Origin of the sequence: Promicromonospora umidemergens, assembly GCF_024171995.1 — a bacterium.
Taxonomy (GTDB): domain Bacteria; phylum Actinomycetota; class Actinomycetes; order Actinomycetales; family Cellulomonadaceae; genus Promicromonospora; species Promicromonospora umidemergens.
In genome coordinates this window covers 48,811-74,423 of the sequence record NZ_JAMTCT010000021.1, presented here as the reverse complement: position 1 = coordinate 74,423, position 25,613 = coordinate 48,811, and the positions used below count along the sequence as shown (strand labels likewise).

The following is a 25,613-nucleotide window of genomic DNA, read 5'->3' as shown; positions in this document are numbered from 1 at the left end:
GACGGCTGTCGCGCCCGGTCCCGCCGGACGCGGGTGTCACGGAGCCGCGGGCGAGAAAGCGCGCGTGGCCGTCAGCGCGATCAGTGGTACGAGGACCGCGATGGAGAGGAGCGCGAGGACCGAGAAGCTCGTCGCCACCAGGAGAGGGCCGGCGGCGAACGCAGCGGCACGCCTGTTCGTGCGCATCTCCGCGAGTGCGTGCCGGATACGCCGGGGTCGTTCGGCCGGGCCGGTGCGCGGCCGAGCGGGAGAAGGGGGTCGGGGCGCAGCCGGACGAAGATGATCGTGCCCGCGAGGGCGAGGCAGACCGCTGCGACGAGGAAGGCGCTGGCGAGGACGGTGAGCCCGGTGGCCGCACCGATGATCTCGCCGGGGACCCCGAGGTTGGGGCCGAGCACGGAACCGAGCGTGCCGACCCAGACGACGAGGGCGAGCGAGCGTGCCCTGTGCTGGGGTTCGGCGAGGTCGGTCGCGGCGAACCGGGACTGCAGGCTGACGGCGGATCCGGCGCCGATGAGCAACTCCGACGGTGCCGACGATCTGCGTGATCACGAGCACCGTCATGGTGCGCTGCTGCACGGTCCGGGCGGGTAGGGGGAGCGTGCCGGTCATGCGCAGCCGGTGAGCACGGTGATGAGGTAGGGCAGGTGCACGGTGGCGGCCAGGAGCGTGAGGGCGGTCACGTAGGACGTCGCGGCGAGCGCGGGGAGCACGCCCGCGGTGCCTGGGCAGGGCTGTACGAGGTGGCGGATGCGGTCGGGTCCGAGCATGTGCAGTGCACCGTCCATGACGGTGTTCGCCGGGGTGGAGTGGCTGTGCTCTCCGAGGGCCAGCAGCGCGCCGGCCAGCGCCGGGGTCCCCGCACGCCTGCGGGCGGCGTCGTCCGCGGCGATCTCGAGGTAGTGCCCGAGCGCAGCCTCCGAGGCCGCGACGAGCGGAACCCACCGTAGGTACCGCGAGACGCTGGCCATCGCCGTGGTGACGAGGTGGTGGTGCTGGCGGAGGTGCGCATGCTCGTGCGCGAGCACCGCGGCCAGCTCGTCCGGAGCCAGGGCGTCCAGGGCTCCCGCAGAGAGGGAGATGCCGCCGTGGCGACGGGGGAGAGTCATGGCGAAGGGGTGCGGGTCGTCGACGACGAGCACCTGGTAGCCGAGGATCGCACGACGCTCTGCCTGGTCACGCAGGAGGCGCCCGGTGCGCGCGGTGGCGTGGCGCCGTCGCAGTGCTTCGATGGTGATCGCGACGCCCAGGGCCACGGTCCCGAGTGCGGGCAGAGCCAGCAGGAGGACGACGGGCACAGCGCTGTCGAGCGGCGTGGTCGGGAACGGGTTCGCGGCGTCGAGACAACGCTGGCAGGTCTCCGCGGCGCCGTCGGGCAGGAGCGACGGGCCCGACATCGTCCAGGCCAGCAGCGGTCCGAGCGCCAGTGCTGTGCACAGCCAGCCCAGGACGCTCCCGGCCAGCAGCACCACCGCGGCGCGGGGGACACGGGCCAGGGCGGGCGCCGCGTGCCGCAGCACCCACGGCCCGGCAACCGCCGACGCCGCCAGCGACGTGATCAGCAGGACGACGAGGGCTCCCACGGTCACGAGGCGGCTCCGCCCTCGCGCTGCCGCAGGTAGTCGCGCAGCAGATCGAGGTCGGAGGCCGGGATCGTGTCGACGAAGTGCAGGATCGACGCGGCCCGGTCACTGCTCGTCCCCAGTGCGTGCCGCATCACCGCGGCGACATGCTCCTCGCGCCCGGCTCGGGCCGTGTACAGCGTCGAATGATGCTCCTTACGAGCGGAGACCAGCTGCTTGCGGTCGAGATTGGTCAGCACCGTGGCGATCGTGGTGTAAGCGAGGTCGCCGGGGAGCTGGTTGATGATGCCCCGGATGGTGGCCGGCCCGTGGTCCCACAGCACATCCATGACCTGGGACTCGAGTGCGCCGAGCCGTGGCGGCTCCGGCGCCCTGTTGCTTCCGTTCAACGGACTTTCTCCTTCTCACGACCTGGGACCGGACAGGCGATCTGGCCGCGCAACCGCCAGAGGAGGGCGGCACCGGTGAGCAGCAGCGCCCCGACGGCGAGGAACGGCTGCACCGGGGCGAACCACGTGATCGCCCCCGAGTATCCCAAGGCCAGCAGCGCGAGCTTGTTGCACACCGGGCAGCCGACCGCGAACCACGCCAGCATGCCGCCGGCCATGCCGAGCCGGCCGCTCCGGCGTTCGCCGGCGTCCGCCGTCGGGCCGTCACCGACCCGGTCGTCGGACGGGACGAAGGAGGGCCGCACGTAGGTGGCGAACAGCATGCCGGAGAGCAGGGAGGTGAGCACCCACACGGGGTAGTTCCACCAGACCGGGGGGATGTCACGGGCGAAGACCGGATTCGGGATCAGCACCGTCGCCAGCCCGAGCAGCAGCCCGAACGCCACTGCCGCTCCGGCCGCTGCGCCGACCTGGGGCATCTTCCAGGCGCGCAACGCGTGGACGGCCAGCACGGCGGTCTGCGGCCACGACGACAGCGGGCCGGGAGAGGACGTCATGCCTCCATCATGCACGAGATCGACTATTAGACATAGTCGACTATGTGCCATAGTAGGGCCGTCAACCACGCGAACGAGAGGGACGTCTTATGTCTATGAGGACCCGCCGCCGGTCGACGCGAGGCTGGATGACGCCAGTCGTCGTGACCGGAGTAGCGGCCCTGCTCGTCGGGCTGGTCGTCGCGCTGACGCAGACCGGTCCCGATGCGGCAGGGGAGCCGGCGCCGACCGGGGACGTTCCTGCGGTGATCGAAGAACCCGAGCAGTCGGCCCAGCCGGACCTCACCTCCGCGGAACGTCGTGACCCTGACGACCCCCTCGCGGCGGGACCGGTCGACGCACCGGTGACGCTCGTCGTCTTCTCCGACTACCAGTGCCCGTTCTGCGCGCGCTGGAGCCACGAGACGCTGCCGCTGATGATGGAGCACGTCGAGACCGGCGACCTGCGGATCGAGTGGCGCGACGTGAACGTCTTCGGGCCGGCCTCCGAACGCGCAGCCCGGGCCTCGTACGCGGCCGCGCTGCAGGGGCAGTTCTGGGAGTACCACGACGCGCTCTTCGCGGGCGGGGAGAAGCGCGCCGAGGCCGAGCTGAGCGACGAGGCACTGACTGCCCTGGCGGAAGAGCTCGGCCTGGACACCGAGCAGTTCGGCACCGACATGGAGTCCTCGGCCGCTGCCACGCAGATCGACAGGAACGCGCAGCTCGGCCTCGACCTGGGCGCCTTCTCCACACCGGTCTTTCTCATGGGCGGGGAGCCGCTGGTCGGCGCGCAACCCTCGCAGGTGTTCGCCGACGCCTTCGAGCAAGCGCTCGCCGCGGCGGAGTGACCGCGATGGACATCGGACTGCTCAGCGCCTTTGTCGGCGGGATCCTCGCTCTGCTCAGCCCCTGTGCGGCACTGCTGATGCCGGCCTTCTTCGCCTCCACCGTCGGTGCCGGCCCGCGCCTGGTCGCCCACGGCGCCGTCTTCTACGCCGGGCTGCTGCTCGTGCTCGTGCCTCTGGGCGTCGGGGCAGGTGCGGTCGGAGCGCTCTTCGCGACCCACCGTCAGGTGATCGTGCTGGCCGCCTCCGTGCTTCTCGTGGTCCTGGGTGTCGCGCAGATCCTCGGGTTCGGGTTCGACCCCGCGCGCCTGCTTCCGGGCGTCCCCAGCCTCCAGACCCGTGCACACGTCGCGACCGGCTGGGTGAAGACCCTGCTGCTCGGCGCCGCCAGCGGCGTCGCAGGGTTCTGTGCTGGTCCGATCCTTGGCGCCGTCCTGACCGTCGCCGCCGCGCGGGGCGACGTGGTCGCCGCCGGCGGGCTGCTCGCCGTCTACGGGGCAGGGATGGTCGCGCCGCTGCTGGTGATCGCCGCACTGTGGGGACGGCTCGGCCCACGAGGCCGCAGCGCCCTGCGCGGCCGGGTCCTCACCGTCCTCGGACGCGAGCTGCACACGACGTCCATGCTCACCGGGCTGCTGGTCGTCGGCGTCGGCGTGCTGTTCTGGACCACCAACGGACTGGTCGGCGCACCAGAGCTGCTTCCCGTCGATGCTCAGGCCTGGCTCCAGGAACGCTCCGCCCTGCTCGCCAACCCGGTCCTGGACATCCTCGCCATCCTCGCGGTCGCCGCCGCCATCATCATCGTGTCGATCGTCCGCCGACGGAACGCACAGGCCCAGGCGGTCGCGCGGGACCAGCAGTAGATCCGGTTGCAGGCCCATGCGGTTGCGACGGCACGGTCTGTGGTGGAGCGAACTGGAGCTGGTGGCTGGGCTATGACGGCTCGTCCGAGGGCGTCTCGGTCCGTGTGTGGAGGATCTCGCGAGCTTGTTCCGCTGCGCGCACGAGGCTCTCGCTGATGAAGTCCATGAAACGGGCGATGTTCTCGAGCCGTTCGCCGGCCGGGGTGCCGCGGCCGAGGACGCTGACGCCTTGCCGTGCGGACTCGGCGAGCTGGGCGTTGGACTGCGCAGTGCCGATTATCGACTGGAACCAGACGTCGTTGTCGGCGAAGTAGCGCTCGCGGCGACCCTCGCCGGGCTCGCGGCGGACGAGGCCCTGGCTCTCCAGGAACGCGACTGCCTTGGAGACGGATGCGGGGCTGACGTCCAGACGCTGGGCCAGCTCGGCTGCGGTGACGCTGCCCGCGTCGGTGGTCAGGAGGCAGGTCAGCGCTCCGGCGCCGATGCGGGGCAGGCCCGACTGCATGAAGAGGGTGGTGAAGGCCTCCTCGAACTCGCGCACGGCCTCGGCATCGCGTCCGTGGGCCTGCGGGAGTGCCTCCTGCCCGCGGCGTGTCGTCTGCTTGCGCCGGTGGGTGCGGCGGTCGGCGGCCCGGTGGGCCAGGTCGGCACGGTAGTCGACGGGGCCACCATTGCGCAGCACCTCGCGCGTGACCGTCGAGGTGGGCCGGTCAAGGCGTCGCGCGATCTCCGCATAAGCGAGGTCGTCGGCCAGACCCAGCGCGATCTGCTGGCGTTCCTGCTTGCTGAGCCTGCCACCCGGCATAGCGATCTCCTTAGTGCTCCATGAGGTCCTTCAGAATAGCGTTCGTTCTCAACTAGTGCAACGCTCCGCAGCAATCGTGTTGCGTTAAATTCCAACCCAGAGCAACGATTTATACGATCTGACCTGCACTGACGCTGCTCCAACGCAACGCTAGCGTTGCCTGATCCGCAAATGCAACGTAGCGTTTGCGACATCAGAAACATGAGCACCACCGAGCACAGGAGCCGATCACCATGTACAACTTCGACACCCCGAACCCGATCTCCACCGTCCTGAACATCCCCGCAGCGCGTGTCCAGCTCATCGCCGCGGACCGGGCCGACACCGTGGTCGAGGTCCTGCCGGCGGACGCCTCCAAGAGCCGGGACGTGAAGGCCGCCGAGCAGACCACGGTCGAGTACACCGACGGCGTCCTGCGGATCGTGACCCCGGTGAAGCACGAGATCCTCGGCGCCTCCGGGGCCATCGAGGTGACCGTCCAGCTCCCCTCGGGCTCCGGCGTCGAGGGAAAGACGGCCACCGCCGAGCTGCGCGGCGTCGGCCGGTTCGGCGAGGTCACCCACGAGGCCTACGGCGCGATCAAGATCGACGAGGCGGCGAGCGTCCGCCTCACGGCTCAGGCCGGTGACGTCTCGGTCGGCCGCCTTACCGGTCCCGGGGAGATCAGCACCATGCAGGGCGACATCACCATCACCGAGGCCGTCCGCGGCAAGGTCGTGCTGACCACCCAGGCCGGCAACGTGACGGTGGGTGCCGCTGCCGGTGTCTCTGCCTCCCTGGACGCCGGCACCACCTTGGGCCGGATCCAGAACGCGCTCAAGAACACCGGCGCCGCTGACCTGGAGATCCACGCGACCACCACCCAGGGCGACATCGCCGCCCGCAGCCTCTGACAACAGCCCGAGCCCGGCCCGGCCGCCACGGCGACCGGGCCCGGCGGCGGGGTGATCCGGATCTTCGAGAACGTGACGAGAGGGAATCAGATGAGTGCCGAGGCAGCGACCGGAGCAGGGCGTGAACCTGCGATCCGCGTGCAGGGCATGGAGAAGTCGTACAAGGAGCTGCACGTCCTGAAGGGCGTGGACCTCGAGGTGGCGCGGGGCAGCATCTTCGCGCTGCTGGGCTCCAACGGCGCAGGCAAGACGACGATGGTGCGGATCTTGTCGACGCTGCTGCGGCCGGACGCCGGCACGGCGACCGTCAACGGGTTCGACGTCACCGCCGACGCGCAGCGCGTCCGGGAGTCGATCAGCCTGACCGGGCAGTTCGCGGCGGTCGACGAGGTCCTGACCGGGCGGGAGAACCTGATCCTGGTCGCCAAGCTGCGCCACCTGAAGGACCCCGGCACGGTCGCCGACGACCTCCTGGCCCGCTTCGACCTGGTCGACGCGGGACCCCGGAAGGCGGGCACCTACTCCGGCGGCATGCGCCGCCGGCTGGACATCGCGATGAGCCTGATCGGCAACCCGCCGATCATCTTCCTGGACGAGCCCACCACCGGGCTCGACCCCGAGGCCCGCATCGAGGTCTGGCAGGTCGTCGCGGAGCTCGCCAAGCAGGGCACCACCGTCCTGCTCACCACCCAGTACCTCGACGAGGCCGAACAGCTCGCCGACCGGATCGCGATCCTCCACCAGGGCCGCATCATCGTCAACGGCACCCTGGCCGAGCTCAAGGCCCTGCTGCCCCCGGCCAAGGTCGAGTACGTCGAGAAGCAGCCGTCTCTCGAGGACATCTTCCTCACGCTCGTGGGCACCAACGGCAAGGGCGGCAAGGACACCAACGACGGGTCGGGCAAGAGCTCGCCGGTCACGACCGAGTCGAGCAAGGAGCAGTCATGAGCAAGCACTTCTTCGGTGACACCGCCGTCCTGACCGGACGCTCCCTGAGCCACATCCTCCGCAGCCCCGACACCATCATCACCACCGCCGTCACACCGATCGCCCTCATGCTGATGTTCGTCTACGTACTCGGCGGCGCCATCAACACCGGCACCGGCAGCTACGTGAACTACCTCCTGCCCGGCATCCTGCTCATCACCATCGCCTCCGGCATCGCCTACACCGCCTACCGACTCTTCCTCGACATGCAGGGCGGCATCTTCGAACGATTCCAGTCCATGCCCATCGCCCGCTCAGCAGTGCTCTGGGGACACGTCCTGACCTCCCTGGTCGCCAACCTCGTCTCCGTGACCCTCGTCGTCCTGGTCGCCCTGCTCATGGGCTTCCGCTCAGGAGCCGGGGTACTGGCCTGGCTCGCCGTCGCAGGCATCCTGACCATGTTCACCCTCGCCCTGACCTGGCTCGCCGTCATCGCCGGCCTGTCCGCCAAGACCGTCGACGGCGCCAGCGCATTCTCCTACCCCCTCATCTTCCTGCCGTTCGTCAGCTCGGCGTTCGTGCCCACCGAGACCATGCCCGGCCCCGTACGCTGGTTCGCCGAGAACCAACCCGTCACCCCCATCGTCGACGCCATCCGCAGCCTCCTGGCCCAACAGCCCGTCGGCACCGACATCTGGATCGCCCTCGCCTGGTGCATCGGCATCCTCGCCCTCGCCTACGGCTTCGCCATGGCCACCTACCGACGCAAGATCAGCTAAGATCTGCGCCGCACGAAGCCCCTCCGTCTCCAGCGAGACGGAGGGGCTTTTCGTCCGTACGCTCTGGCGGCCCGACCGAATGACGACACGGCGATATCTGTCCGGCATGCACGTGGGGACGTTCGGTGCGGCCGGGCTCCGCCCGCCGCAGCATCTCGCGGGTCACGGGTGATCGCAGCAGGTGCTCCTCAACACCGCTACTGACAGTGAACGCCGAACCGCTGGGACGCGTCACGCGGGGGGCGAGCAGTGTTCGGCGTCCTCTCCGGCGTGTCCGCCGGCGTGGTCGTCGGTGTGGGGCTGCGACGGTGAAACTACTATCGGTCGTAAAAGGGAGGCAAATGATGAACGGCCTGTTCGAGGAGGAGATCCGCGGGCACCACAGCATGCGAGACCATCTGCTCACTGTGGTCTCCGACGACGACCTCTCCTACGAGCTGCCGGGTGCGAATCCCACGCTCGGCCAGCTGCTCATCGACCTGGGAGACCTCCAGGGCGTGTACACCCACTCGTTCCGGACGCTCGAGCTCGACTGGGCGCACCGGCAGCTACCGCCGCCATCACCCGTGACGGTCGCCGGCCTCCGTGCGTGGTTCGACGAGCAGGATGCCGCGATGAAGGCCGCCCTGGATGCGTTCACGGTCGACGAGCTGCAGGTCGATCGGATCGACCGAGGCGGCGGTTTCATCGCCTCACCCTTCGTCCAGCACGAGATCTACCGTGAGGCCGTCTACATCTTCTACGGCAAGCTCAGTGTCTATCTGCGCGCGCTGGAGCGCGACGCCGGGCCGAGCTGGACAGCCTGGGTGGGATGAACCAGCCACAGGGTGCCGGTCACTGCCGCGCGGGCGTCGGGCTCCGCGGGCAGCAGCCCGGCCCGCACGGTCACCCGGTCGTCGGGTGCGGCTCGTCGGTGGTCGTGGTGAGCGTGGTGCGCAGGTAGCCGACCGGTAGCTGGAAGCCGTCGCCGGTGTGGTCGCCTACCGCACGCACGGTGTCCAGGAGCCGTTCGCGCGCCTGCGGCCACACGGGTCCGAGGCTCGCTGCGCCCAGCACGACGGGCGCGCTGTGCTGTTCGAGCTGGCTGACGAACTGCTCGGGTGACTCCACGGTCATGACGAACGATTCCTCGGTGACCTGTGCGTCCCTGCCCGCCACGGCGCGGATGTCGTCCGCGGTCTCGTGCCACGGCGCGGGTGCCTCGGGGAAGAAGGACGCCAGCGCCTGCCGGATCTTCCCGAAGAGGCCGGCAGCGGACCAGCTCGTGAAGACGATCTGGCCGCCGGGCCGGGTCAGGCGCCGTGCCTCCGCCAGGGCGGTGTCGGGGTCGGCGGCGAAGACGATGCCGAAGGTCGAGGTCACCAGGTCCGCGCACCCGTTCGGCAGCGGCACGGACAGGAAGTCGGCGGTCAGCCAGGTGATGTGCACGCCTGCCTCGTCGGCACGCCGCGTGGCCTCCCGGAGCAGCTCGGGGGTGACGTCCACGCCGACCACGGACCGTGCCCCGTGCGCGGCGGCGGCGATCGCCGTCACGCCGGTTCCTGTGGCCAGGTCGACCACGTCCCGTCCCTCGACCGACAGGGACGCGGCGAGGTCGCGGCCGGGCTGCGCCCAGAGGTCGCCGACGACGGCGTAGTCGCCCGTCGCCCAGAACTCAGCGGGATCCATGTGTTCCTCCTGATGGGTTGACCGTGGCAGGCCGAGGGCCTGCGGGTATCGGATGCGGTGTGCGACGGAGCGCGATCAGGTCGTCCGCGACGACGGCGGTCGTGCCGTCCGGTCCTCTCGCTTCCCGTTCGCTGCGCTCGCAACGTTCCAGGCGCCAACCGTCATCGAGCGCCAGCGCGTCGACGGTCTCTTCCGGGCTGGGGAACACAGGTTCGTCGTCGCTGGAGCGCCAGGACCACGGTGCAAGAGACGCGTGGTCGATCAGCACCAGGTACCCACCGGGCGCCACCTGCTGAGCGGCCCGGCGGAGCAGATCGGTCCGGTCGAACGTCACCGGGCTGTGCAGGTAGCACGCGTAGACCAGGTCGAACGGGCCGGTCGGCACACTGCGCGACAGGTCGTGCTGCTCGGTCCGGACACGGTCCGCCAGGCCCTGGTCGACGGCTGCGGCCTTGACACGGTCCACGGCAGTCGCCGAGACATCGACCGCGGTGACCCGCCAGCCGAGAGCGGCCAGCCACAGCGCATCGCCACCGTGCCCGCAGCCCAGGTCGCAGGCACGACCCGGTGCCGGCGCGAGACCGCTGACCACCTCGGTGAGCCGGACGTTGGGCGCTACGTCCGTCGGTGACGGGGCCGACCGGTAGAGCGGCTCCCAGAACTCGGCACCTGAGAGCGCCGGGTCGACACGCACCTGGTCTCCCGGGCGACGTACCGCGGCGTGCGACCCCGCACGCGGCGACGGCGCCGTCGGAGCATCGAACCTCGCCGTGGCCGACAGCAGCTCGCTGACGTCGCCGCTCACCTCCAGCGGTGCGTCCCAACGGGTGAGCACGACGGCCGGACCAGGCGCGGCGTCGCCCACGGCGGTTCCGCCGATGCGGGCGGTGCCGTCCGCGACGGTCAGCCAGGTCCCCTCGCGCAGGCCGAGTACCGGCACGTCGTTGACCTCGAGGAACTCCTTCAGACGCTCCTCGCGGGTCTCACCGCCGTGCGTACTGGCGGGGTCCGCGTCGACGTAGTGCGCGTTGAGCTGGACCGGGACCAGGCCGAGCGCCTCGAACGACGTCGGCTGGGTGATCGGCATGTCGTTCGTGGTGCGGATGGTCGGGCTCGCGATGGCCGTGCCGGCGCTCGCGCCCAGGTACGGCAGCCCGTCGCGGACGCGCGCCGCGAGCGGGGCGAGCAGGTCGAGGCGCTGCAGCGTGTCCAGCAGGCGGAAGGTGTTCCCGCCACCCACGAACACCGCCTCGGCCTGTTCGACAGCGGCCCAGGGGTCGCCGGCGGCGTGCAGCCCGCTCACGCGGATACCTCGGGACGCGAGCACCTCGGTGACCTTCGCGGTGTAGCCGTCGTGGTCGGCGAGCGCGTACGGGACGAACGTGACGGTCGCGCCGTCGAGGAAGCCGACCACCGTGTCCAGGGCGTGCTCGAGGTAGCCGCCGGCGTGGTTGGTGGAGTTGGACAGGAGCAGCAGTCGCATCGTGCCTACCTTCCGTGCAGTGGAGCCGGCGTGGTCAGGTCAGCCTTCGCACACGAGCCCGCCCTCCAGGGCTGCCAGGTTTTCCCGCATGACGTCCATGTAGTCGGCGTCCGGGTCGGACCGACCCTCGATGGGGTCCAGCTTGGCGGAGTCGATGCCGAGGTCCTCGGCGAGCGCCTTGGCGACCTTCGGGCTGGTGATGACCTCGAAGAAGACGGTCCGCACGTCGTCGGCCTGGACCACGGAGCGCACGGCGCGTAGCCGGGCGGGCGAGGGTTCTGCCTCGGGGTCGATGCCCGAGATGCCGACCTGGACGAGGTCGTACCGCTCGGCCAGGTAGCCGAAGGCCTCGTGCGAGACGACGAGAGTCGCTCCAGCGCACTGCGCGAGCCCATCGCGGTAGTCCTGGTCCAGGGTGTCGAGCTCGGCGACCAGTGCCTCGGCGTTGGCGGTGTAGTCGGCCGCGTGATCAGGATCAGCGTCGGAGAGCTCGGCGGCGACGCCCTGGGCGACGTCGGAGAGCCGGGCGGGGTCCTGCCAGAAGTGCGGGTCGAGCGCGGCGGAGCCCGACGGCGCTGCGGCGGCGCCGTTGGGACCGGCCTCCAGCCCGGCCGCCTCGGCGGTGTCGAGCAGGCGGTCGGGCGGGTTGGCCTCCAGGGCCTCGTCCGTCGCGGCCTGCATCCCGGAGAGGTACACGACAAGATCGGCCTGGCCCATCTCGCGCACCCGGGCCGGTGAGAGCTCGACGCTGTGCGGGTCGGCCGCGGCAGGCGTGAGGTTGGTGACGTTCACGTGCTCGCCGCCGACCTCCTCGGCGACGTACTGCAGCGGGTAGAACGACGTGAGGACGTCGACCGTGTCGTCCTGGACGACGGGTGAGCACGCGGTGGTGGCGGTGAGGACCAGCAGTGCAGCGGCTGCGGCAGAGAGAGGTCGGGCACGGGGGCGTGCGGGGGGCATGAGGCTCCTCGGCGTCGTGGTGAGAGGCAGGGTCGTGCACGGGACAGGGCGTGGCCGCGACACCGGCGGCGTCGCGGCCACCACGAGCTGCGGGGGGCGCCAAGGTCAGCCCTGGTCACTCGTCTCCGAGTGGTCACCCTCCTCCTTCGCGTGCTCGTCCTCCGCGTGGCCGTCCTCCGCGTGGCCGTGGTCCTCGCCCTCGCCGAACTCGGTCGACCCCTCCTCGACGTTCCCGGAGATGCCGTTGATCTCGTTGGGCTCGACCTCGAGCTCGGTGCTCAGCCAGACCTCGCCCGTCTCGATGTCCACGGCGTGGATCGAACGGGCCGCGGGGTCGGTGACGTACGCGGAGCCGTCGAGCATGAAGATCGCGGGGCGCGGCGTCTGCCACTCGTCCGGCTCCTCCCACTCGTCGATGACGGGGACCGACTTGACCAGCTTCTTGCTGTCGGGGTCGATGACGTGGATCTGGCCGTCGGTGCCCAGGACGAGCGCCTCGCCGTCGTCGCCGCGCGCGAGCGACCGGAAGGTGTAGCTCGAGGGCAGGTCGACGAGCGTCATCTCGCCGGTCTTGGTGTCCGTGAGCGAGACGCGAGTGGGCCGCTCCAGCTCGGCGTCCGGGTCGGACTTGTAGTCGCCCAGCACCACGCTGGACTCCTCGCTGCCCGCCTGGTTGCCGATGCGGCCGTAGTCGTCGGGGCTGTCGACCTTGGTGATCTTGCCGTCCTTGTAGACCAGCACCCCGTCCTCGCAGCCGATCAGGACGGCCTCGTCGGCGGCGACCGCCTCGCCGTGCACCCCCGGGCACTCGTCGGACGACGCGATCTCCTTGTCGTCCTTGTCGAGCACACGGATGCCCGTGCGAGCCTCTTCGGTGCCCTCGGAGAGGACGAGCGAGCCGTCGTGCAGCTCGACCGCGACACCGTGGTGGGCCTCAGGAGTGCTGAGCTGCCGCGTCTCGCGCTCCGGGTCGGCGACGTCGCCCGCGTCGAAGACCGTCACCTCGCCCGTGCCGTCGTCGAACAGCGCGACCCGGCCCTCATGGGGGACAGCGTGACCGGGCGTCTCGGCGTCGAACCTGACGTCGGTCAGCCGCGGGTCGGCCGTGTAGTAGTGCGAGTGGTCACCGTGCGGCTCGGCCCACGCCGCGGCGTCCAGGACCTGGAACCCACCCGACGTGGAGACCAGGAGGTGCCGTCCGTCACCGACGCCGCCCAGGCGGTTGAAGCCGTCGAGCTCGAACTCGCCGACGCTCTCCAGGGTCCCGGCGTCGAGCACCTGGATCCCACCGTCGTAGGTGATGGCGATGCGTGGTGTGTAGGTCGCCTCCTCCGTCGCCGGGTTTTCCGGCGCTTCGGTGGTGGTCTGCGAGGCCGTGCTGTCGGTGCCGGCCCCGGCCTCGCCCGAGGAGCAGGCCGCCAGTGCCGTGAGGGGCAGAACGAGGCCGAGAGCGACCAGGCTCCTCGACCGTGAGCGGGTTCGTGCGGTGAGTGTCATGTGGTTCTGAGCTCCGCGAGGGTGTCGCGAGGGCGGAGCTTGCTCCTTTCGAGAACGGTGCATGGGGCGGCCTTGGCCGCGGCGCAGACCATATCAGAACTGAGAATCATTATCGTTAAGCCCTGTCGGCAGCCCTTGCCGGCAGGCCTTGCACCGGCCCCAGATCTCGATGCGGGCCTCGACCTCGGTGAAGCCTTGCCGCGCTGCCGTGGAGCGGAACCACGGCGCGAGATGGGCCGTAGGGACCGGCGCCGCCGTGCCGCACCGCACGCACACGAGATATGGCCCGGCCGCCTCACGAGGCCGCAAGCGGTAGGCGGTTCCCGCCGCGGGCAGGTAGACCGTCTCGGCGAGCTCGGAGTCCGCGAGCGCGGTCAGGGTGCGGTAGACCGTCGAAAGGCTCGCTCGGTGTCGCTGCTCCGCGAGCGTGAGGTAGATGTCGTTCGCGGTGCGAAACCGATCGCTGGTCGCCAGCTCGCGACGAACCAGCGAACGTGGTGACGGTCGCCGTGCCGGCCCGGTCATCGCGCCCCGGCGTCCGGCGCGCAGTGGTGGACGGGCCAGTCGCGAGTGATAACCATTCTCATCCGACGCAGACAACCAGTTTCGCGGACCGCCCTCAATCCACGGGCCCGGTGTCGGTCCCGCCACGGCTTCGATGAGAACCATTCTCGCCAGACCGTTGACACCGGTCCGGGCGGCCGCTTAGATCGGTGCGAGAATCATTCTCAATAAGGGGAATGTTCTGTTGCTCCTGCATGTCCGGGCTGTCCGTCTCGCTCGCCGTGCGGGAAGTTGTCTCCGGCTGAGTCCACCTCCATCGAACCGGCACGAAGGAGAAATGATGTCCACGAACCTCATCCACGACCGCAACGGCGCTACCGGCGCCCGCACCACCGGCATGCCGCGGAACGCCGCCAGGGCGGGGGTCGCCCTGGGTGGTGCCGCGCTGCTCAGCCTCGGGGCGGCGCTGCCCGCACAGGCAGCGTCCGACGTGACGTCCGGCCACGCCGACGTCGTGGCGGTCAGCAGCACCCACGAGGTCGGCTCGATCTACGACCAGTTCGGCGGCAGCTTCTCGTCCTGGGGCTCCTCCACCTACGACTACCGGCTGGTGTTCGACGTCGCCGGAACCGACGTGACCTGTTCGAACGGCGTCTACACAGTGCCGAACAACTTCAACATCGAGGGCGACGTGCCCTTCATCGGCTTCGACAACGACAGCGCCAGCGACTATGAGATCACCCTCGGCCTCGTGAGTGGCCCGGGGGACGTCGCGTACACCTCCTCGGCCGGGGGGCTCGACACCGCCGACGGGCAGGTCCTGACGGTCGGCTCCGGCACGCACCAGCACGGCGCATGGGCGTTCGACGCGGGATCGTGCGGCGGCAGCCACTCCTTCGTCCTGAACTTCGACGTCCTTGAGGCCTCGCCGGGCACGAACGGCGCCGACCGCGACATCGAGTTCGTGATCAACGGCTGATCCGTGCCGGGGGCGGTCGCCGGTCGGCGGCCGGCGGCCGCCCCCGGCGTGTGATCGGTCGGACCACCAGCGGACGAAAAGAGAAGGACCAGTGCGGAACAGGACGACAGCTCGGTGGCGGGCCCGCGGTACCCGGCGCTCGAGACACCCGGCGATGCTCATCACGATCGCGGCGGTCGCCGTCACGGTCGTGCCTGCTGTCCCGGTCGCCGCGGACACGACGGCGGAGTCGAAGCTCGTCAACGTCGCGGCGAGCCTCACGGGCGGCACCGGGGCGCTGCGTGGGAGCGCGTCGCCGAACGGTACGGCTCCCGACCTGCAGCTGCGGGTGCCGTCGCGGTTGGCCCAGGAGGTCCCTGCGGACTCGTCGTTCTCGTGGCTCGGGCCGACCGGCGAGATGCGCTGGAGCACCGTCTCGCTCCTGGACTACGACCAGACCCAGGACGTCGCCGCGCTCCGGCTCAGCACCCGGTCCGTGCGGCCGACCACCCTCGCCACCGAGGACCCGAACCTCCACTTCTCGATGCCGAACGTCGTCGCGCCCGGCTCGTTCGCCCTGTACGGCCTCCCGGAGAGCCGGCAGGACGGAGCGACGGGCCCAGACGCGCCGACCGAGCTGTTCCGCTGGGGTACGGGGGAGCAGCGGGACGGTTCACCGCAGGGGCTCGACGCGACCTATGCCCTCCCGGCACGAGAGATCTTCAACACCGGGGCGTCGTTCGGCGCCTCCGGCATGTACTGCTTCGACCTGGGCTTCACCGCGACGCTCGCCGACGGCACCCCCGCGGGCGCCGTCGGGACCATCCGGATCGCCGTCGGCGACACCGTCGCCGTCGATGCGCCGTGCGGCACGGCGACCGGAGAGGTGCCGGGCGAGGCGCCCGGGCCGGACCCCGAACCCGATCCGGAGCCGAGCCCCGACCCCGAGCCAGACCCGGAGGTGCGCGTGATCAGCGACGGTCACATCGACGCGATCGCACCCGAGGTCGACACCGACGAGTCAGGAGCCCAGTCGCTCGCCCTGCGCGCCCATCACGACACGCTCGGCTGGCTCGACTGGGATCGCTTCGTGCTGCACTCGGACGACACCGCACGCCTCACCCTCCCCGCGACGTTCACCCCTGCGAACGACTGGACCTTCGTCGGAGAGCCCGGGCAGACGATCTGGAACAGCCCCTACTCCCAGGTGCCAGGTCTGCCCTGGGTGGGAATGAGCACCCAGTCACCGACCCTGCGGGCCTCCACGGCGGACGACGCCAGCGTCAGCGTGCGCATCGACGCGGTCACCGGACCCGGCGGGACGCAGGCCCCGGGCCACCTCGCCCTCGATACGGGCCGGGCCCACAACTACGGCTCGGAGAAGAACGGCGCCGGGCTGCTCGCGAACACGAAGAACGGCCTCCCTGCCGGATACCTTCTCCCGGTAGGCACCCACGTCCACTACAGCTGGTTCTTCGACCAGCCGGGCGTCTACTGCATCGCGATCACCGTCGGCGCAGAGCTGGCGGACGGCACGCTGCACACCGCCGCCGAACAGCTCACCCACGTGGTCGGCGAGACCGTCGACCCGGCCACCGTGCAGCCGTGCGGCACGACGGCGGACTACCCGGCGGTCGACGGGCGACCGAGCACCCTGCCCGCCGAGCCCGTCGACGGACCGGTCCTGGTGGAAGGCTCGTTCTGGGACGTCTCTCTCGACCTCGACGGCTCCGCCCTCCGCGCGGACCTGCTGCGGTCCAGCAGCTACCGTGACGCCCTCCCGGAGCGACTGGAGCTGGAGGACGCGATCTTCCGCGGCTCTCTCGCCGACGACGGCGCCTACTGGTTCGGGCACGACGGTGGCAAGTTCTCCTACCGATCGCGCGACGAGGTGCCCTACCTGCGGTGGAACACCCTGGGCGTCCCTCAGGACGAGGTGACGGGCGACGTCACCTGGACGATCGACCGGGTCGACGGCCCGGGTGACCTCTGGGTGGAGCAGGAAAAGCCCCGGCGGACCGTGTTCGACACCGCGGCGGGGGTCACCACGGCGAGCGTGTGGCCGCAGACCGACACATCGAACACGTCATGGGCGGTCACGCGGCCCGGGAAGTACTGCGTCGAGACGACGTGGTCGGTGCCAACCCAGGAGCACGGAACCGTCTCGACCACGCGCACCCTCACCATCGTGGCCGACGGCGACGGCGACGGCTTCGAGCACGACGCTGGCACCCTCACGGAGACCTGCGTCGACGAGACCCCGCCGGACCCGGACCCTTCCGACCCGGACCCTTCCGACCCGGACCCTTCCGACCCGAGCCCTTCTGATCCGAGCCCTTCTGATCCTGGTCCTTCCGACCCGAGCCCTTCTGACCCGGACCCTTCCGACCCGGACCCTTCCGACCCGAGCCCTTCTGATCCGAGCCCTTCTGATCCTGGTCCTTCCGACCCGAGCCCCAGCGGCTCCCCGACGCCTGGAGAGCCAGGAGGCAGCGACTCCCAGGACCCGCCGGAGCCAGACAGCGGGACGCCCGATGCTGGTCCGGGAGGCGTACTCGCGGCCACCGGTGCGGACCCGCTGGCGGCCGTCGTTGCCGCGGTCTTCCTGCTGCTGGTGGGGTCCGGCCTGCTGGTCGCCCGTCGCCGCTGGGTCGCCGCGGTGAACGGCGCTCCCGCTGAGAACTAAGGCCTGTATGGGATTGGTGTCCTGACCTGCGTGCTCGCCATCGCTACCCGGGTCGGACTCGTCTCGGCGACCAACCTGCGCCGCCGTTTCCGGGCGCATCTTGGCACGACGCCCGGCACCTACCGACGGACCTTCAGCGATCCACGGTTGGCGCACCAGGACGACGAGCCGGCGCCGGAGACGTCGAGAGAGGCCATGCCGGACCCGAGGCGACCGGGCGTCTTCCGCGACGACGGGAGAAGGAGGCTCGGCTGATTGCGAGTCGCGAGGTGCGTTCCTACCGTGAAGACGAAAGCGGCGACGTGGCCCGACGGCAGCGACGCCTCAGAGCACCCTCAGGAGAGACGCCATGAAGACCAGCGAGATGCTCGAGACCTATCCGAAGTCGATGAACCTCGACCGTACGTTGCTGGCGAGCGCGATCGAGTCAGTCGTCGAGTGCTCCCAAGCGTGTACGGCGTGCGCGGACGCGTGTCTGAGCGAGGAGATGGTCGCCGACCTGCGCAAGTGCGTCCGGACGAACATGGACTGCGCCGACGTCTGTGACGCGACTGCTCGGGTGCTGTCGCGGCACACCGGCTATGACGCGAACATCAGTCGCGCGCTGCTGGAGGCATGCATCGCCGCGTGCAAGGCGTGCGGGGACGAGTGCGAGCAGCACGCGAGCATGCACGAGCACTGCCGGGTGTGCGGCGAGGCCTGCCGCGCCTGCGAGACCGCCTGCCGGGAGCTGCTGAGCACCATCAGCTGACCCGCGTCCCGACAGGGAGGTCGGCCTCGGCGGTGGCGGCGTGGAAACTAGAGCATCGACCGTTGTGCCCGGTTTCCTACACACCGGCGGTGGGATAGCCTCCGTGCCGTGCGCGTGATCTCGCTCCTTCGTTCGGCGGTCGCCGGTCCTCGGCAACGCCCGATGGGCGCGTTGGCGATCCTGACGGTGATCATCGGCGTCGTCACGATGCACTCGATGAGCGGGTCACCGACCTTGCACATGCACCACGTGCCGCACGAACCGTCGGTCGCCGCCGCTCAGCACGCCGCACCGCTGGGTCTCACACCGGCGCAGGTCAGCGGCGTCGTCGACAGATCGGCGGCCTCGCCGTCGTACAGCGATACCGCCGGTCAGCCAGGAACGGGCGTCTGCCACGACGGGTGCGGCGGACACGACCTCGCCACGGCGATGTGTCTCATGATCCTCGTCGCGCTCCTGGCCCTCGTCGTGCCCGCACGACGACTCCTGTGGCGCGCCCCGATCGAATGGTCGATGCCGCTGCTGCTGGCACCCGCCGGCGCCGACGCCCTCGGCGCCCCTTCCTTGCACGAGCTCTGCATCTCCCGGACGTAGAACCAGGCTCGGCGCCCACCCGCGCCGATCCAGCAGCCTGCCGTGCCCCAGCGCGGTCGGGCAGTGAGTGCTACCCCGAGACGAGCTAGAGGAAGACCCCATGAAGCGCACCCTTATGTCTGCCATCGCCCTGGCCGGCGCCCTTGCCCTCGCGGGCTGCTCAGGTTCCGAGGAGCCCGCGCAGGACACCGCTACCGTGGCCGGCGAGCAGGCGGAGCACAACGACGCGGACGTCATGTTCGCGCAGATGATGATCCCGCACCACGAGCAGGCGATCGAGATGGCTGACGTCGTCCTGGCCAAGCCCGACGTCGACCCCCAGATCACCGAGCTCGCCAACCAGGTCAAGGCGGCGCAGGGACCCGAGATCGAGGTGCTCGGCCAGTGGCTGGAGGCCTGGGGCGCCGAGCGCAGCTCGGAGCACTCCGGCCATGCCGGGATGGACGGCATGATGTCGGAGGAGGACATGCAGATGCTGAGCGACGCCGCCGGCCCCGAGGCGAACCGCCTGTTCCTCGACCAGATGATCGCGCACCACCAGGGCGCGGTCGAGATGGCCGAGACCGAGATCGAGTCGGGCCAGGACGCGGACGCCATCGAGATGGCGCAGACGATCGTCGACACGCAGCAGACCGAGATCGAGACGATGGAAGCCCTCCTCGCCTCGATGTGACCGACGGGTGGTGCGCCGGCGAGAGCCCGGCGCACCACCCCTGCTGTGAAGGAGTCTGCACATGCGCCGAGCCCTTGCTGGTGTGCGGTCCGGCGCCGTGGTGAGCCGAGCAGCCGTCGCGATATGTGCGGCGCTCGTGCTCGCACTGTGGTGCGCACCGTCCGCCACCGCACACACCAAGCTGGAGTCGTCGGCACCCGCCGCCGGGTCGACGTCGGACAGCCCGGTCGCCGAGGTCACGCTGCGGTTCACGCTGCCGGTGAGCCTGCTCGGCGACGGGATCGTGGTCGACGGCCCGGGAGGCACCGTCGCGGCCGACGTCGCAGCGGCCGAGGACGGCCTCGTCCTGGTGGCGACGCCGTCCGACACGCTGACCGCCGGCGACTACACCGTGACCTGGACCGTCGCGGCCCAGGACGGCCATCCGCTGGAGGGCACCTTCGGCTTCACCGTCACCGGTACGAACCCTGGCGAGCCCAGCGGAGGCACCGGCACACCGTCGGCCGGGGCGACGACGACTCCCGGAAAGACCGACAGCGACACCGGGTCGGACTCCGGCACGGAGCATGACATGAGCGGCATGGACCACGACATGGGCCACGACCCGTCCGCGATGGAGGGCCCAGCGACCAGTGTCGCAGGGGCGGTTGCCCGGCTGGGCGGCGCGGCCGCGCTCTGGGGCGGTCTGGTCGCCGCCGGTGGTCTGGCGTTCGTGGCCTTCGTGCTGCGCGGGCGCGACGAGGTGGACGCGCCGGTCGTGCTGCGGCTCGCCCGCTGGGCGGGGGTCGTCATCCTGGGTGGGCTCGTCGTCCGCGTGCTGGCCGGATCGGTGCTCGTCGCCCACGGCGACCTCGCGGCGGCAGTCTCGCCCTCGGCGATCGCCGGCTCGCTCACCGGCACCACGCTCTGGGACGTCGGCCTCCAGGCCGCCGGCGCGGTCGGGCTCGCAGCGGGCGCTCGGCGGACCTTGCACGGCTCGTGGCTCGCGGTCCTCGGCGTCGTCCTGGTGGGCGCCGGACAGGTTCTCGGCGGCCACAGCAACACCGTCGAGCCGCGATGGCTCGTCGTGGCTGCCGACGTCGCGCACCTCGCGGCAGCGGCCACCTGGTTGGGCGGCGTCGTCGCGATGGGGCTCCTGCTGCGAGCCCGGCGCCGCGACGGGCGTGATCTCGACGCCGCACTGATGGGGGCCCGCTTCTCCGTCGTCGCGGCCCTCTCCGTCACCGTGGTCGGCGTGGCCGGGGTGGTGCTGGCGGTCGGCATCCTCGACCGCCCGGAACAGCTGTGGGAGAGCAGCTGGGGGCTGCTCCTGCTGGTCAAGGTCGGCGTCGTCGGGGTGGTCGGCGCGATCGGCGCGTACAACCACTTCCAGGTCGTCCCGAGGCTCACGGCCCGACGCCGCGCGGTGGTGCGCCATGCCGGACGCTCCCACACGGCGGGCGGCATGCTGCGGCGCAGCGCCGGCCGTGAGACCACGCTGATGGTCGTGATCGTGCTACTGACGGCCTGGCTCGTCGCCGCATCGGTAGGGCACTGAGCCTCGGCGAGCGCTCGCCGCACGCGGCTACCGGTATCACCCTCGAGCCCTCGCCAGCCGGCGGGCCACGTACGCGGCATCGCGGCCCACGCCACGGATCGTCGCCGAGGAGAAGCTGCGCTGCCACTCCAGGCCGACGTAGCCCAGACCTGGATGCGTGGTCGACAGTCCACGACGCTGCCGTGGTGCGCCGGCTCGGTCCGACGCGCCGAGGCCGGCCAGGTAGGGCAGGCCGGGGCGGAAGCCGGTGGCCAGCACGATGGTGTCCACCTCGTCGGCGCTGCCGTCGGACCAGGTGACGGTGCTGCCCTCGATCGCGGTGAACATGCGCCGCTGGTCGGGCCGGCCGGCGTCGATCGCGGCCTGGTACGTGCCGGTGTCCAGCACCGGCAGGCTCGGGGGCGTGCGCAGCCACGGTCCGATCGGGAGGGCGTCGAGACCGCTGATGACCGACCAGAAGTGCGCGTCCCTGCCCAGAGGCCTCTGGGCCGTGTAGCGGATCGGTGCCCGGGTAGCGAGGGTGGTCCGGGCGTGCGGGGCGAGGTCGACCGCGATCTGGATCGCGGAGTTCGCCGCCCCGACCACCACGACCCGTTGCCCGGCGAGCGGCGCTGGGTCGTGGTAATCGCTCGAGTGCAGCACGCGGCCGCTGAAGTGTTCCAGGCCAGGGAGCTCGGGCCGGTGGGGCGAGCTGAAAGCGCCGGTCGCGGCGATCACGATCGGCGCGGACAGCGGCTGTTCGCCGGGCGCCTGCACGGTGAAGACCTCGCCGTCGTTGGTGACGTCCGTGACGCGGTGGCCGGTGCGGATGTCCGCGTCGAGGGACTCGGCGAACGCGCGCAGGTAGTCCACGACCTCGTCGCGGTGCGGGTAGCGGTCGGGGTCGCCGGGAAAGGCGAGGCCGGGCAGGGTGCTGTACCGGGCGGGGGAGAACAGGTGGAGGCTGTCGTAGTAGCGCGGCCATGAACCCACCGGTTCCTCGCCTGCTTCGAGCAGGACAGGGTTCAGGCCACGGGCGAGGAGGGCGTGGGTGGCGGCCAGGCCGGCCTGCCCGCCACCGATGACGATTGCGTCACTCATGACTACCTCTCTATCGATCTGCGTCGATCAATCTCGCCGGACCTTATCGACCGCAGCCGATTGACGCAACCATCGATCCTGGTCGATGCTCTACCCATGACGACGATCGCGACCGGCCAGGACCGGGCCCCGGTCCAGGTTCTGCCTGACGCCGAGGCCGCCACCTACGCGGCCTGGTTCGCCTGCCTGGCCGAGCCGACCCGGGTGCGGCTGCTGCACGCCGTGGCCGCCGCGCCGCACGGGATGACCGTCGGCGCGCTCACCGAGATCCTCGGCATCAGCCAGTCCACCTGCTCCCACCACGTGCGCAAGCTGGTCGGTGTCGGGTTCGTCCACGTGCAGAAGGAAGGCACGGCGACGCTGGTGACGATCAACCCGGCCTGCTGCGCCGAGCTGCCGCATGCTGCCGACGCCGTGATGGGCCTGCTCGCACCGCGACCGTGCTGCCCTGACGACGTCGCCACCGATGTGGGCGTGCGGGCGCTGCGTGACGAGGACTGGGCCGCGGTGCGCCGCATCTACGGCGAAGGCATCGCCACGGGCCTGGCGACCTTCGAGACCGCCGTGCCCAGCCGCGCCTCGCTGGACGCGAAGTGGCTGCCGGATCATCGCTGGGTCGCCGAGATCGACGGGGAGGTCGTCGGCTGGGCTGCGGCGACCCCGACGTCAGCGCGCGAGGTCTACTCCGGCGTCGCCGAGACCTCGGTCTATGTCGCCGACGGGTACCGGGGCCGCGGTATCGGCAAGGCGTTGATCCGTCAGCAGGTCACGGCCGCCGACGTGAGCGGGCTCTGGACCCTGCAGACCTCGATCTTCACCGAGAACCGCGCCAGTGTCGGCCTGCACCACGCCGCCGGGTTCCGCACGCTCGGCATCCGCGAACGCATCGCCCAGCGCGACGGTGTCTGGCGTGACACCGTCTTCATGGAACGGCGCAGCACCGTGAACTGAGCACCACGAGGTTCGCTACCTTGTTTCGCAAGGGACCTGCTATCGTGTGACGCATGATACCGACATCGGACATGGTCCTGACGCAGGTCCGCAAGGGGGTCGTGGAGTACTGCGTCCTGGCTTGCCTGCGCTCGGCGCCCGCCTATGGGCTCGAGCTCGTCGAACGTCTCGGCACCAACAGCTCCCTGCTGACCAGCGAGGGCACGCTCTACCCCCTGCTGTCGCGTCTGCGTCAGCAGGCCTGGGTCACCACGACCCAGGTCCCCTCCGCGGCAGGCCCCCCGCGCCGGTACTACGAGATCACCGACGAGGGCCAGGTGGCGCTGGAGACCTTCACCGCCACCTGGTCCCGTTTCACGACAGACGTCCGCACGACCCTGGAGTCCTGATGACCGCAACGCCCGCCTTCCCGCCCCTGGTCGATGCCTACCTCGCCGACCTGGACCGCGCCCTGGCTTCCGCCGACCCGCGCGAACGTGCCGAGACCGTGGCGGCGGTGCGCGAGCACGCCGCCGAGTCGCTCGCACGGCACGGCACCGACAACGAGTCGGCGCGCCGCGTGCTCGACGAGCTGGGCCCCGTGGAGACCATCGCCGCAGAGGTGACCCCCGCCCCGGCGCCCGCCGCCCCGGCGGGAACGATCGAGGCCAGGGACGTGGTGCTGGCCGTGCTCACCGTCGTGCTCTGGCCGCTGGCCCCGGTCGCCCTCGTGTGGACGATCGTGCGGCTGCGCTCTGGCGTGGGCAACCGCGTCCTGCAGTGGTTCACCATCGCGCTCAGCGGCATCATCACCTTCGGTGGCATCGCGCTCCTCGTGATGCATGCCGTGAACCTTCTTGGGTAGACCGGACCAGCACGTTGCCGACCTGACCCGAGTCGCCCACAGCGACCGGCACCATGCTGGCCCGGCGCACCTCCAGGTGCGTCGGCCGACGTCGTCGACGGGACCGCGCACCCTGTGCTTCCGGGGTCCGGTACGAGGGCCGGTCAGATGGTGTCCGGGTAGCTGCCGTCCCCGAGGTCGGGGTCCGGCAGCACGCCCGACGGGTCGCGTACGGCGACCTTGTGCCCGTCGAGTCGCAGCCGGCGCAGCCCTTCGAGGGACATGCGACGGCCCAGGTCGGTGAAGGAGTGCACCCTGGTGACGTCGAGAACGACGTCGGCCTCGCCGCCCGAGTCGGCCATCAGGTCCAGGAGCTCCGAGGCGGCGGTGAGCTGGACGCTGCCCCGCAGCGCGAAGGTGAGCGTGCCTCGTGACTCGCTGACGTCGACGGCATCGATCCTGCCCTGATCCGAGGCGAACAGGTGCAGGCCCATGTCCCGGGAGAGTCGCTCGAAGACGAGACGTCCCCTCCGGCTGTTGCCGTGCGAGTCCAGGCGCGGGGAGAAGGTGCCGACACCCGCCCGGTCGGGGAGCACCCCGACGATTCCCCCGGCGACGCCGCTCTTGGCAGGGATGCCCACGCGGGTGAGCCAGTCGCCCGCCGCGTCGTACATCCCTGCCGCGGCCATCACCGCCATGACGTGCCGCGCGACGCCCGGGTCCATCAGTCGTTCGCCGGTGACGGGCTGAATACCTCCGGTAGCGAGCGTCGCGGCCATCACGGAGAGGTCCCGGACGCTGACCAGGATCGAGCACTGGCGCGTGTACCCCTCGACGACGGAGGGCACGTCCCCGTCGATGATGCCGTAGGTACGCAGCATGTACGCGATGGCCAGGTTGCGGTGCGCGGAGCCGAGCTCAGACGCGCACACCCGCTCGTCGACCCGCAGGTCCCGGCCCGCGAGGCGGGAGAAGAACGTCAGGGCACGGTCGACCCGATCGCCCTGGCTCGCCTCGGCGCCGACCAGGAGCGAGTGCGTGGTGATGGCTCCCGCGTTGATCATGGGGTTCTTGGGCCGGTGGGTATCTCCTTCGAGGGAGAGCTCGTTGAAGGCCTCGCCGGACGGCTCGACCCCGACGAGCTCCAGGACGTGGTCGAGTCCGCGGTCGATGATGGCGGCCGCATAGGCGAACGGCTTGGAGATCGACTGGATGGAGAACTCCGTGTCGGCGTCGCCGGCGGCGTAGGTGCGACCCAGCGTCGTGGTCAGCGCCATGCCGAAGCGTTCAGGATCAGCCTCGGCGAGCTCGGGGATGTAGTCGGCGTTGGCGCCGCTGGTGTCATTGCGCAGGCTGTCGAGCACTTCGTCCAGGTAGTCGGGCACGGGAGTCTTCATGAGGCGGGTCCCTCTGTCGCAGGCACGGTTCAGCCGAGGGACCGGAGATGCTCCGGACCCGCGGCGTCGGTGGCGTCGTCGAAGTCGTGGTGCGTGGAGAGCCACCTCGTGACGTACGGGCAGACGGGCACGATGCGACGACCCGCCTGGATGCTGGTGTCCAGGGCGGTGCGAGTCAGGATGCCGGCGAGACCGCGACCTTCGTACGCATCGAACACCACGGTGTGATAGAAGATGCGCTGCTGCGTCGGAGCCTCTCCGAAGTCCTGGTACACCGAGAACCCGGCGGGCCTGCCGTCGACGAGGACGTCGAAGCGGCTCTTGTCCGGGTTGTCGCGCACGGTGATCTCTTGCTGGTCCTGATCATTCATGGCTGTGATCCTCTGCTCAGAAGCGCGCGACCGCTACTTCGCGCGGTAGGGACAGCT

Annotated in this window: 29 protein-coding genes; 16 read left to right on the top strand and 13 right to left on the bottom strand. The window is 70.6% G+C overall.

Annotated elements, in window-relative coordinates; genetic code table 11:
- Nucleotides 1-80 precede the first annotated feature (80 nt).
- The 4 genes from APR04_RS24575 to APR04_RS24560 all read right to left on the bottom strand — a co-directional run bounded on the left by APR04_RS24575 (nt 81) and on the right by APR04_RS24560 (nt 2,529).
- On the bottom strand, nt 81-521 hold the full coding sequence (locus APR04_RS24575; RefSeq protein ID WP_253875584.1) for an MFS transporter: 441 nt from the start codon (nt 519-521) through the stop codon (nt 81-83).
- An 87-nt stretch (nt 522-608) separates the two neighbouring features.
- A complete protein-coding gene (locus tag APR04_RS24570) occupies nt 609-1,589 on the bottom strand; it encodes a M56 family metallopeptidase (RefSeq protein WP_253875581.1) in 981 nt (326 codons plus the stop codon).
- Nucleotides 1,586-1,972 (bottom strand): BlaI/MecI/CopY family transcriptional regulator, encoded by a 387-nt coding sequence (locus APR04_RS24565; RefSeq protein ID WP_253875579.1) that lies wholly within the window; start codon nt 1,970-1,972, stop codon nt 1,586-1,588. The genes APR04_RS24570 and APR04_RS24565 overlap by 4 nt, the downstream gene beginning before the upstream one ends.
- Complete coding sequence (locus tag APR04_RS24560; protein ID WP_253875577.1) at nt 1,969-2,529, bottom strand: hypothetical protein; 561 nt, start codon at nt 2,527-2,529, stop codon at nt 1,969-1,971. Before APR04_RS24560 ends, APR04_RS24565 begins: the two co-directional genes overlap by 4 nt.
- 128 nt (nt 2,530-2,657) lie before the next feature.
- On the opposite strand from APR04_RS24560, the gene APR04_RS24555 reads away from it, so the two are divergent.
- On the top strand, nt 2,658-3,359 hold the full coding sequence (locus APR04_RS24555) for a DsbA family protein (protein ID WP_253875574.1): 702 nt from the start codon (nt 2,658-2,660) through the stop codon (nt 3,357-3,359).
- Between the two features lie 5 nt (nt 3,360-3,364).
- Nucleotides 3,365-4,219, top strand: coding sequence for a cytochrome c biogenesis CcdA family protein (locus tag APR04_RS24550; RefSeq protein ID WP_253875571.1), 855 nt, complete (start codon nt 3,365-3,367; stop codon nt 4,217-4,219).
- A gap of 70 nt (nt 4,220-4,289) precedes the next feature.
- Here the strand turns inward: APR04_RS24550 and APR04_RS24545 are convergent, their stop codons facing one another.
- Nucleotides 4,290-5,024, bottom strand: a complete 735-nt coding sequence (locus tag APR04_RS24545; protein WP_253875568.1) for a GbsR/MarR family transcriptional regulator — start codon at nt 5,022-5,024, stop codon at nt 4,290-4,292.
- 233 nt (nt 5,025-5,257) lie between these two features.
- Here APR04_RS24545 and APR04_RS24540 point away from each other — a divergent pair, with 233 nt between their 5' ends.
- The 4 genes from APR04_RS24540 (at nt 5,258) to APR04_RS24525 (ending at nt 8,438) form a co-directional block, all read left to right on the top strand.
- Nucleotides 5,258-5,917, top strand: coding sequence for a DUF4097 family beta strand repeat-containing protein (locus APR04_RS24540; RefSeq protein ID WP_253875565.1), 660 nt, complete (start codon nt 5,258-5,260; stop codon nt 5,915-5,917).
- Nucleotides 5,918-6,007: 90 nt separating this feature from the next.
- Entirely contained in the window at nt 6,008-6,865 is an 858-nt protein-coding gene (locus APR04_RS24535; RefSeq protein ID WP_253875562.1) for an ABC transporter ATP-binding protein, read from the top strand.
- Complete coding sequence (locus tag APR04_RS24530; protein WP_253875560.1) at nt 6,862-7,623, top strand: ABC transporter permease; 762 nt, start codon at nt 6,862-6,864, stop codon at nt 7,621-7,623. The genes APR04_RS24535 and APR04_RS24530 overlap by 4 nt, the downstream gene beginning before the upstream one ends.
- A gap of 344 nt (nt 7,624-7,967) precedes the next feature.
- The gene (locus APR04_RS24525) at nt 7,968-8,438 is read left to right on the top strand and encodes a DinB family protein (RefSeq protein ID WP_253875558.1); all 471 of its coding nucleotides are present in this window, start codon (nt 7,968-7,970) and stop codon (nt 8,436-8,438) included.
- A gap of 70 nt (nt 8,439-8,508) precedes the next feature.
- On the opposite strand, the gene APR04_RS24520 is transcribed toward APR04_RS24525, so the two are convergent.
- From APR04_RS24520 to APR04_RS24500, 5 genes are all read right to left on the bottom strand, one after another.
- Nucleotides 8,509-9,291 (bottom strand): class I SAM-dependent methyltransferase, encoded by a 783-nt coding sequence (locus APR04_RS24520; RefSeq protein WP_253875556.1) that lies wholly within the window; start codon nt 9,289-9,291, stop codon nt 8,509-8,511.
- Complete coding sequence (gene pepE, locus APR04_RS24515) at nt 9,278-10,774, bottom strand: dipeptidase PepE (protein ID WP_253875553.1); 1,497 nt, start codon at nt 10,772-10,774, stop codon at nt 9,278-9,280. The genes APR04_RS24520 and pepE overlap by 14 nt, the downstream gene beginning before the upstream one ends.
- 39 nt (nt 10,775-10,813) lie before the next feature.
- A complete protein-coding gene (locus APR04_RS24510; protein ID WP_253875550.1) occupies nt 10,814-11,734 on the bottom strand; it encodes a metal ABC transporter substrate-binding protein in 921 nt (306 codons plus the stop codon).
- Nucleotides 11,735-11,839: 105 nt separating this feature from the next.
- Nucleotides 11,840-13,231 (bottom strand): zinc metallochaperone AztD, encoded by a 1,392-nt coding sequence (gene aztD / locus APR04_RS24505; RefSeq protein ID WP_253875546.1) that lies wholly within the window; start codon nt 13,229-13,231, stop codon nt 11,840-11,842.
- A 93-nt stretch (nt 13,232-13,324) separates the two neighbouring features.
- Nucleotides 13,325-13,900: a Fur family transcriptional regulator gene (locus APR04_RS24500; RefSeq protein ID WP_253875544.1), complete on the bottom strand. Its 576-nt coding sequence runs from the start codon at nt 13,898-13,900 to the stop codon at nt 13,325-13,327.
- Between the two features lie 175 nt (nt 13,901-14,075).
- Between APR04_RS24500 and APR04_RS24495 the strand changes: the two genes are divergently transcribed.
- From APR04_RS24495 to APR04_RS24465, 7 genes are all read left to right on the top strand, one after another.
- A complete protein-coding gene (locus APR04_RS24495) occupies nt 14,076-14,714 on the top strand; it encodes a hypothetical protein (RefSeq protein WP_253875541.1) in 639 nt (212 codons plus the stop codon).
- A gap of 154 nt (nt 14,715-14,868) precedes the next feature.
- A complete protein-coding gene (locus APR04_RS24490) occupies nt 14,869-17,379 on the top strand; it encodes a choice-of-anchor M domain-containing protein (RefSeq protein ID WP_253875539.1) in 2,511 nt (836 codons plus the stop codon).
- Nucleotides 17,380-17,409: 30 nt separating this feature from the next.
- Nucleotides 17,410-17,634: a hypothetical protein gene (locus APR04_RS24485; RefSeq protein ID WP_253875537.1), complete on the top strand. Its 225-nt coding sequence runs from the start codon at nt 17,410-17,412 to the stop codon at nt 17,632-17,634.
- A 94-nt stretch (nt 17,635-17,728) separates the two neighbouring features.
- Complete coding sequence (locus tag APR04_RS24480) at nt 17,729-18,130, top strand: four-helix bundle copper-binding protein (RefSeq protein ID WP_253875535.1); 402 nt, start codon at nt 17,729-17,731, stop codon at nt 18,128-18,130.
- A 108-nt stretch (nt 18,131-18,238) separates the two neighbouring features.
- Nucleotides 18,239-18,724, top strand: coding sequence for a DUF6153 family protein (locus APR04_RS24475; RefSeq protein WP_253875532.1), 486 nt, complete (start codon nt 18,239-18,241; stop codon nt 18,722-18,724).
- A 100-nt stretch (nt 18,725-18,824) separates the two neighbouring features.
- The gene (locus APR04_RS24470; protein ID WP_253875530.1) at nt 18,825-19,397 is read left to right on the top strand and encodes a DUF305 domain-containing protein; all 573 of its coding nucleotides are present in this window, start codon (nt 18,825-18,827) and stop codon (nt 19,395-19,397) included.
- A 61-nt stretch (nt 19,398-19,458) separates the two neighbouring features.
- Nucleotides 19,459-20,934: a copper resistance CopC/CopD family protein gene (locus APR04_RS24465; RefSeq protein ID WP_253875527.1), complete on the top strand. Its 1,476-nt coding sequence runs from the start codon at nt 19,459-19,461 to the stop codon at nt 20,932-20,934.
- A 36-nt stretch (nt 20,935-20,970) separates the two neighbouring features.
- On the opposite strand, the gene APR04_RS24460 is transcribed toward APR04_RS24465, so the two are convergent.
- Complete coding sequence (locus APR04_RS24460; RefSeq protein ID WP_253875512.1) at nt 20,971-22,014, bottom strand: flavin-containing monooxygenase; 1,044 nt, start codon at nt 22,012-22,014, stop codon at nt 20,971-20,973.
- Nucleotides 22,015-22,110: 96 nt separating this feature from the next.
- On the opposite strand from APR04_RS24460, the gene APR04_RS30735 reads away from it, so the two are divergent.
- Genes APR04_RS30735 through APR04_RS24440 form a run of 3 tightly spaced genes read left to right on the top strand, consistent with a single transcriptional unit; the run spans nt 22,111 to nt 23,809 of the window.
- Nucleotides 22,111-22,965 (top strand): helix-turn-helix domain-containing GNAT family N-acetyltransferase, encoded by an 855-nt coding sequence (locus tag APR04_RS30735; protein ID WP_301312944.1) that lies wholly within the window; start codon nt 22,111-22,113, stop codon nt 22,963-22,965.
- A 53-nt stretch (nt 22,966-23,018) separates the two neighbouring features.
- Nucleotides 23,019-23,354, top strand: a complete 336-nt coding sequence (locus tag APR04_RS24445) for a PadR family transcriptional regulator (RefSeq protein WP_253875509.1) — start codon at nt 23,019-23,021, stop codon at nt 23,352-23,354.
- Nucleotides 23,354-23,809 carry an HAAS signaling domain-containing protein gene (locus APR04_RS24440; RefSeq protein ID WP_253875506.1) on the top strand — a complete coding sequence of 152 codons (456 nt, stop codon included), beginning with the start codon at nt 23,354-23,356 and terminating at the stop codon, nt 23,807-23,809. Before APR04_RS24445 ends, APR04_RS24440 begins: the two co-directional genes overlap by 1 nt.
- 143 nt (nt 23,810-23,952) lie before the next feature.
- Here APR04_RS24440 and APR04_RS24435 read toward each other — a convergent pair whose 3' ends face one another.
- Both APR04_RS24435 and APR04_RS24430 read right to left on the bottom strand, forming a co-directional pair.
- Nucleotides 23,953-25,185 carry a glutaminase gene (locus APR04_RS24435; RefSeq protein WP_253875503.1) on the bottom strand — a complete coding sequence of 411 codons (1,233 nt, stop codon included), beginning with the start codon at nt 25,183-25,185 and terminating at the stop codon, nt 23,953-23,955.
- Between the two features lie 29 nt (nt 25,186-25,214).
- The gene (locus APR04_RS24430; RefSeq protein ID WP_253875500.1) at nt 25,215-25,556 is read right to left on the bottom strand and encodes a GNAT family N-acetyltransferase; all 342 of its coding nucleotides are present in this window, start codon (nt 25,554-25,556) and stop codon (nt 25,215-25,217) included.
- Nucleotides 25,557-25,613: the final 57 nt, after the last annotated feature.

Coding starts and splice junctions, on each gene's coding strand:
- APR04_RS24560 (WP_253875577.1), bottom strand. CDS start 2,529: ATGACGTCCTCTCCCGGCCCGCTGTCGTCGTGGCCGCAGACCGCCGTG.
- APR04_RS24555 (WP_253875574.1), top strand. CDS start 2,658: ATGACGCCAGTCGTCGTGACCGGAGTAGCGGCCCTGCTCGTCGGGCTG.
- APR04_RS24550 (WP_253875571.1), top strand. CDS start 3,365: ATGGACATCGGACTGCTCAGCGCCTTTGTCGGCGGGATCCTCGCTCTG.
- APR04_RS24545 (WP_253875568.1), bottom strand. CDS start 5,024: ATGCCGGGTGGCAGGCTCAGCAAGCAGGAACGCCAGCAGATCGCGCTG.
- APR04_RS24540 (WP_253875565.1), top strand. CDS start 5,258: ATGTACAACTTCGACACCCCGAACCCGATCTCCACCGTCCTGAACATC.
- APR04_RS24535 (WP_253875562.1), top strand. CDS start 6,008: ATGAGTGCCGAGGCAGCGACCGGAGCAGGGCGTGAACCTGCGATCCGC.
- APR04_RS24530 (WP_253875560.1), top strand. CDS start 6,862: ATGAGCAAGCACTTCTTCGGTGACACCGCCGTCCTGACCGGACGCTCC.
- APR04_RS24525 (WP_253875558.1), top strand. CDS start 7,968: ATGAACGGCCTGTTCGAGGAGGAGATCCGCGGGCACCACAGCATGCGA.
- APR04_RS24520 (WP_253875556.1), bottom strand. CDS start 9,291: ATGGATCCCGCTGAGTTCTGGGCGACGGGCGACTACGCCGTCGTCGGC.
- pepE (WP_253875553.1), bottom strand. CDS start 10,774: ATGCGACTGCTGCTCCTGTCCAACTCCACCAACCACGCCGGCGGCTAC.
- APR04_RS24510 (WP_253875550.1), bottom strand. CDS start 11,734: ATGCCCCCCGCACGCCCCCGTGCCCGACCTCTCTCTGCCGCAGCCGCT.
- aztD (WP_253875546.1), bottom strand. CDS start 13,231: ATGACACTCACCGCACGAACCCGCTCACGGTCGAGGAGCCTGGTCGCT.
- APR04_RS24500 (WP_253875544.1), bottom strand. CDS start 13,900: ATGGTTCTCATCGAAGCCGTGGCGGGACCGACACCGGGCCCGTGGATT.
- APR04_RS24495 (WP_253875541.1), top strand. CDS start 14,076: ATGTCCACGAACCTCATCCACGACCGCAACGGCGCTACCGGCGCCCGC.
- APR04_RS24490 (WP_253875539.1), top strand. CDS start 14,869: ATGCTCATCACGATCGCGGCGGTCGCCGTCACGGTCGTGCCTGCTGTC.
- APR04_RS24480 (WP_253875535.1), top strand. CDS start 17,729: ATGAAGACCAGCGAGATGCTCGAGACCTATCCGAAGTCGATGAACCTC.
- APR04_RS24470 (WP_253875530.1), top strand. CDS start 18,825: ATGAAGCGCACCCTTATGTCTGCCATCGCCCTGGCCGGCGCCCTTGCC.
- APR04_RS24465 (WP_253875527.1), top strand. CDS start 19,459: ATGCGCCGAGCCCTTGCTGGTGTGCGGTCCGGCGCCGTGGTGAGCCGA.
- APR04_RS24460 (WP_253875512.1), bottom strand. CDS start 22,014: ATGAGTGACGCAATCGTCATCGGTGGCGGGCAGGCCGGCCTGGCCGCC.
- APR04_RS30735 (WP_301312944.1), top strand. CDS start 22,111: ATGACGACGATCGCGACCGGCCAGGACCGGGCCCCGGTCCAGGTTCTG.
- APR04_RS24445 (WP_253875509.1), top strand. CDS start 23,019: ATGATACCGACATCGGACATGGTCCTGACGCAGGTCCGCAAGGGGGTC.
- APR04_RS24440 (WP_253875506.1), top strand. CDS start 23,354: ATGACCGCAACGCCCGCCTTCCCGCCCCTGGTCGATGCCTACCTCGCC.
- APR04_RS24435 (WP_253875503.1), bottom strand. CDS start 25,185: ATGAAGACTCCCGTGCCCGACTACCTGGACGAAGTGCTCGACAGCCTG.
- APR04_RS24430 (WP_253875500.1), bottom strand. CDS start 25,556: ATGAATGATCAGGACCAGCAAGAGATCACCGTGCGCGACAACCCGGAC.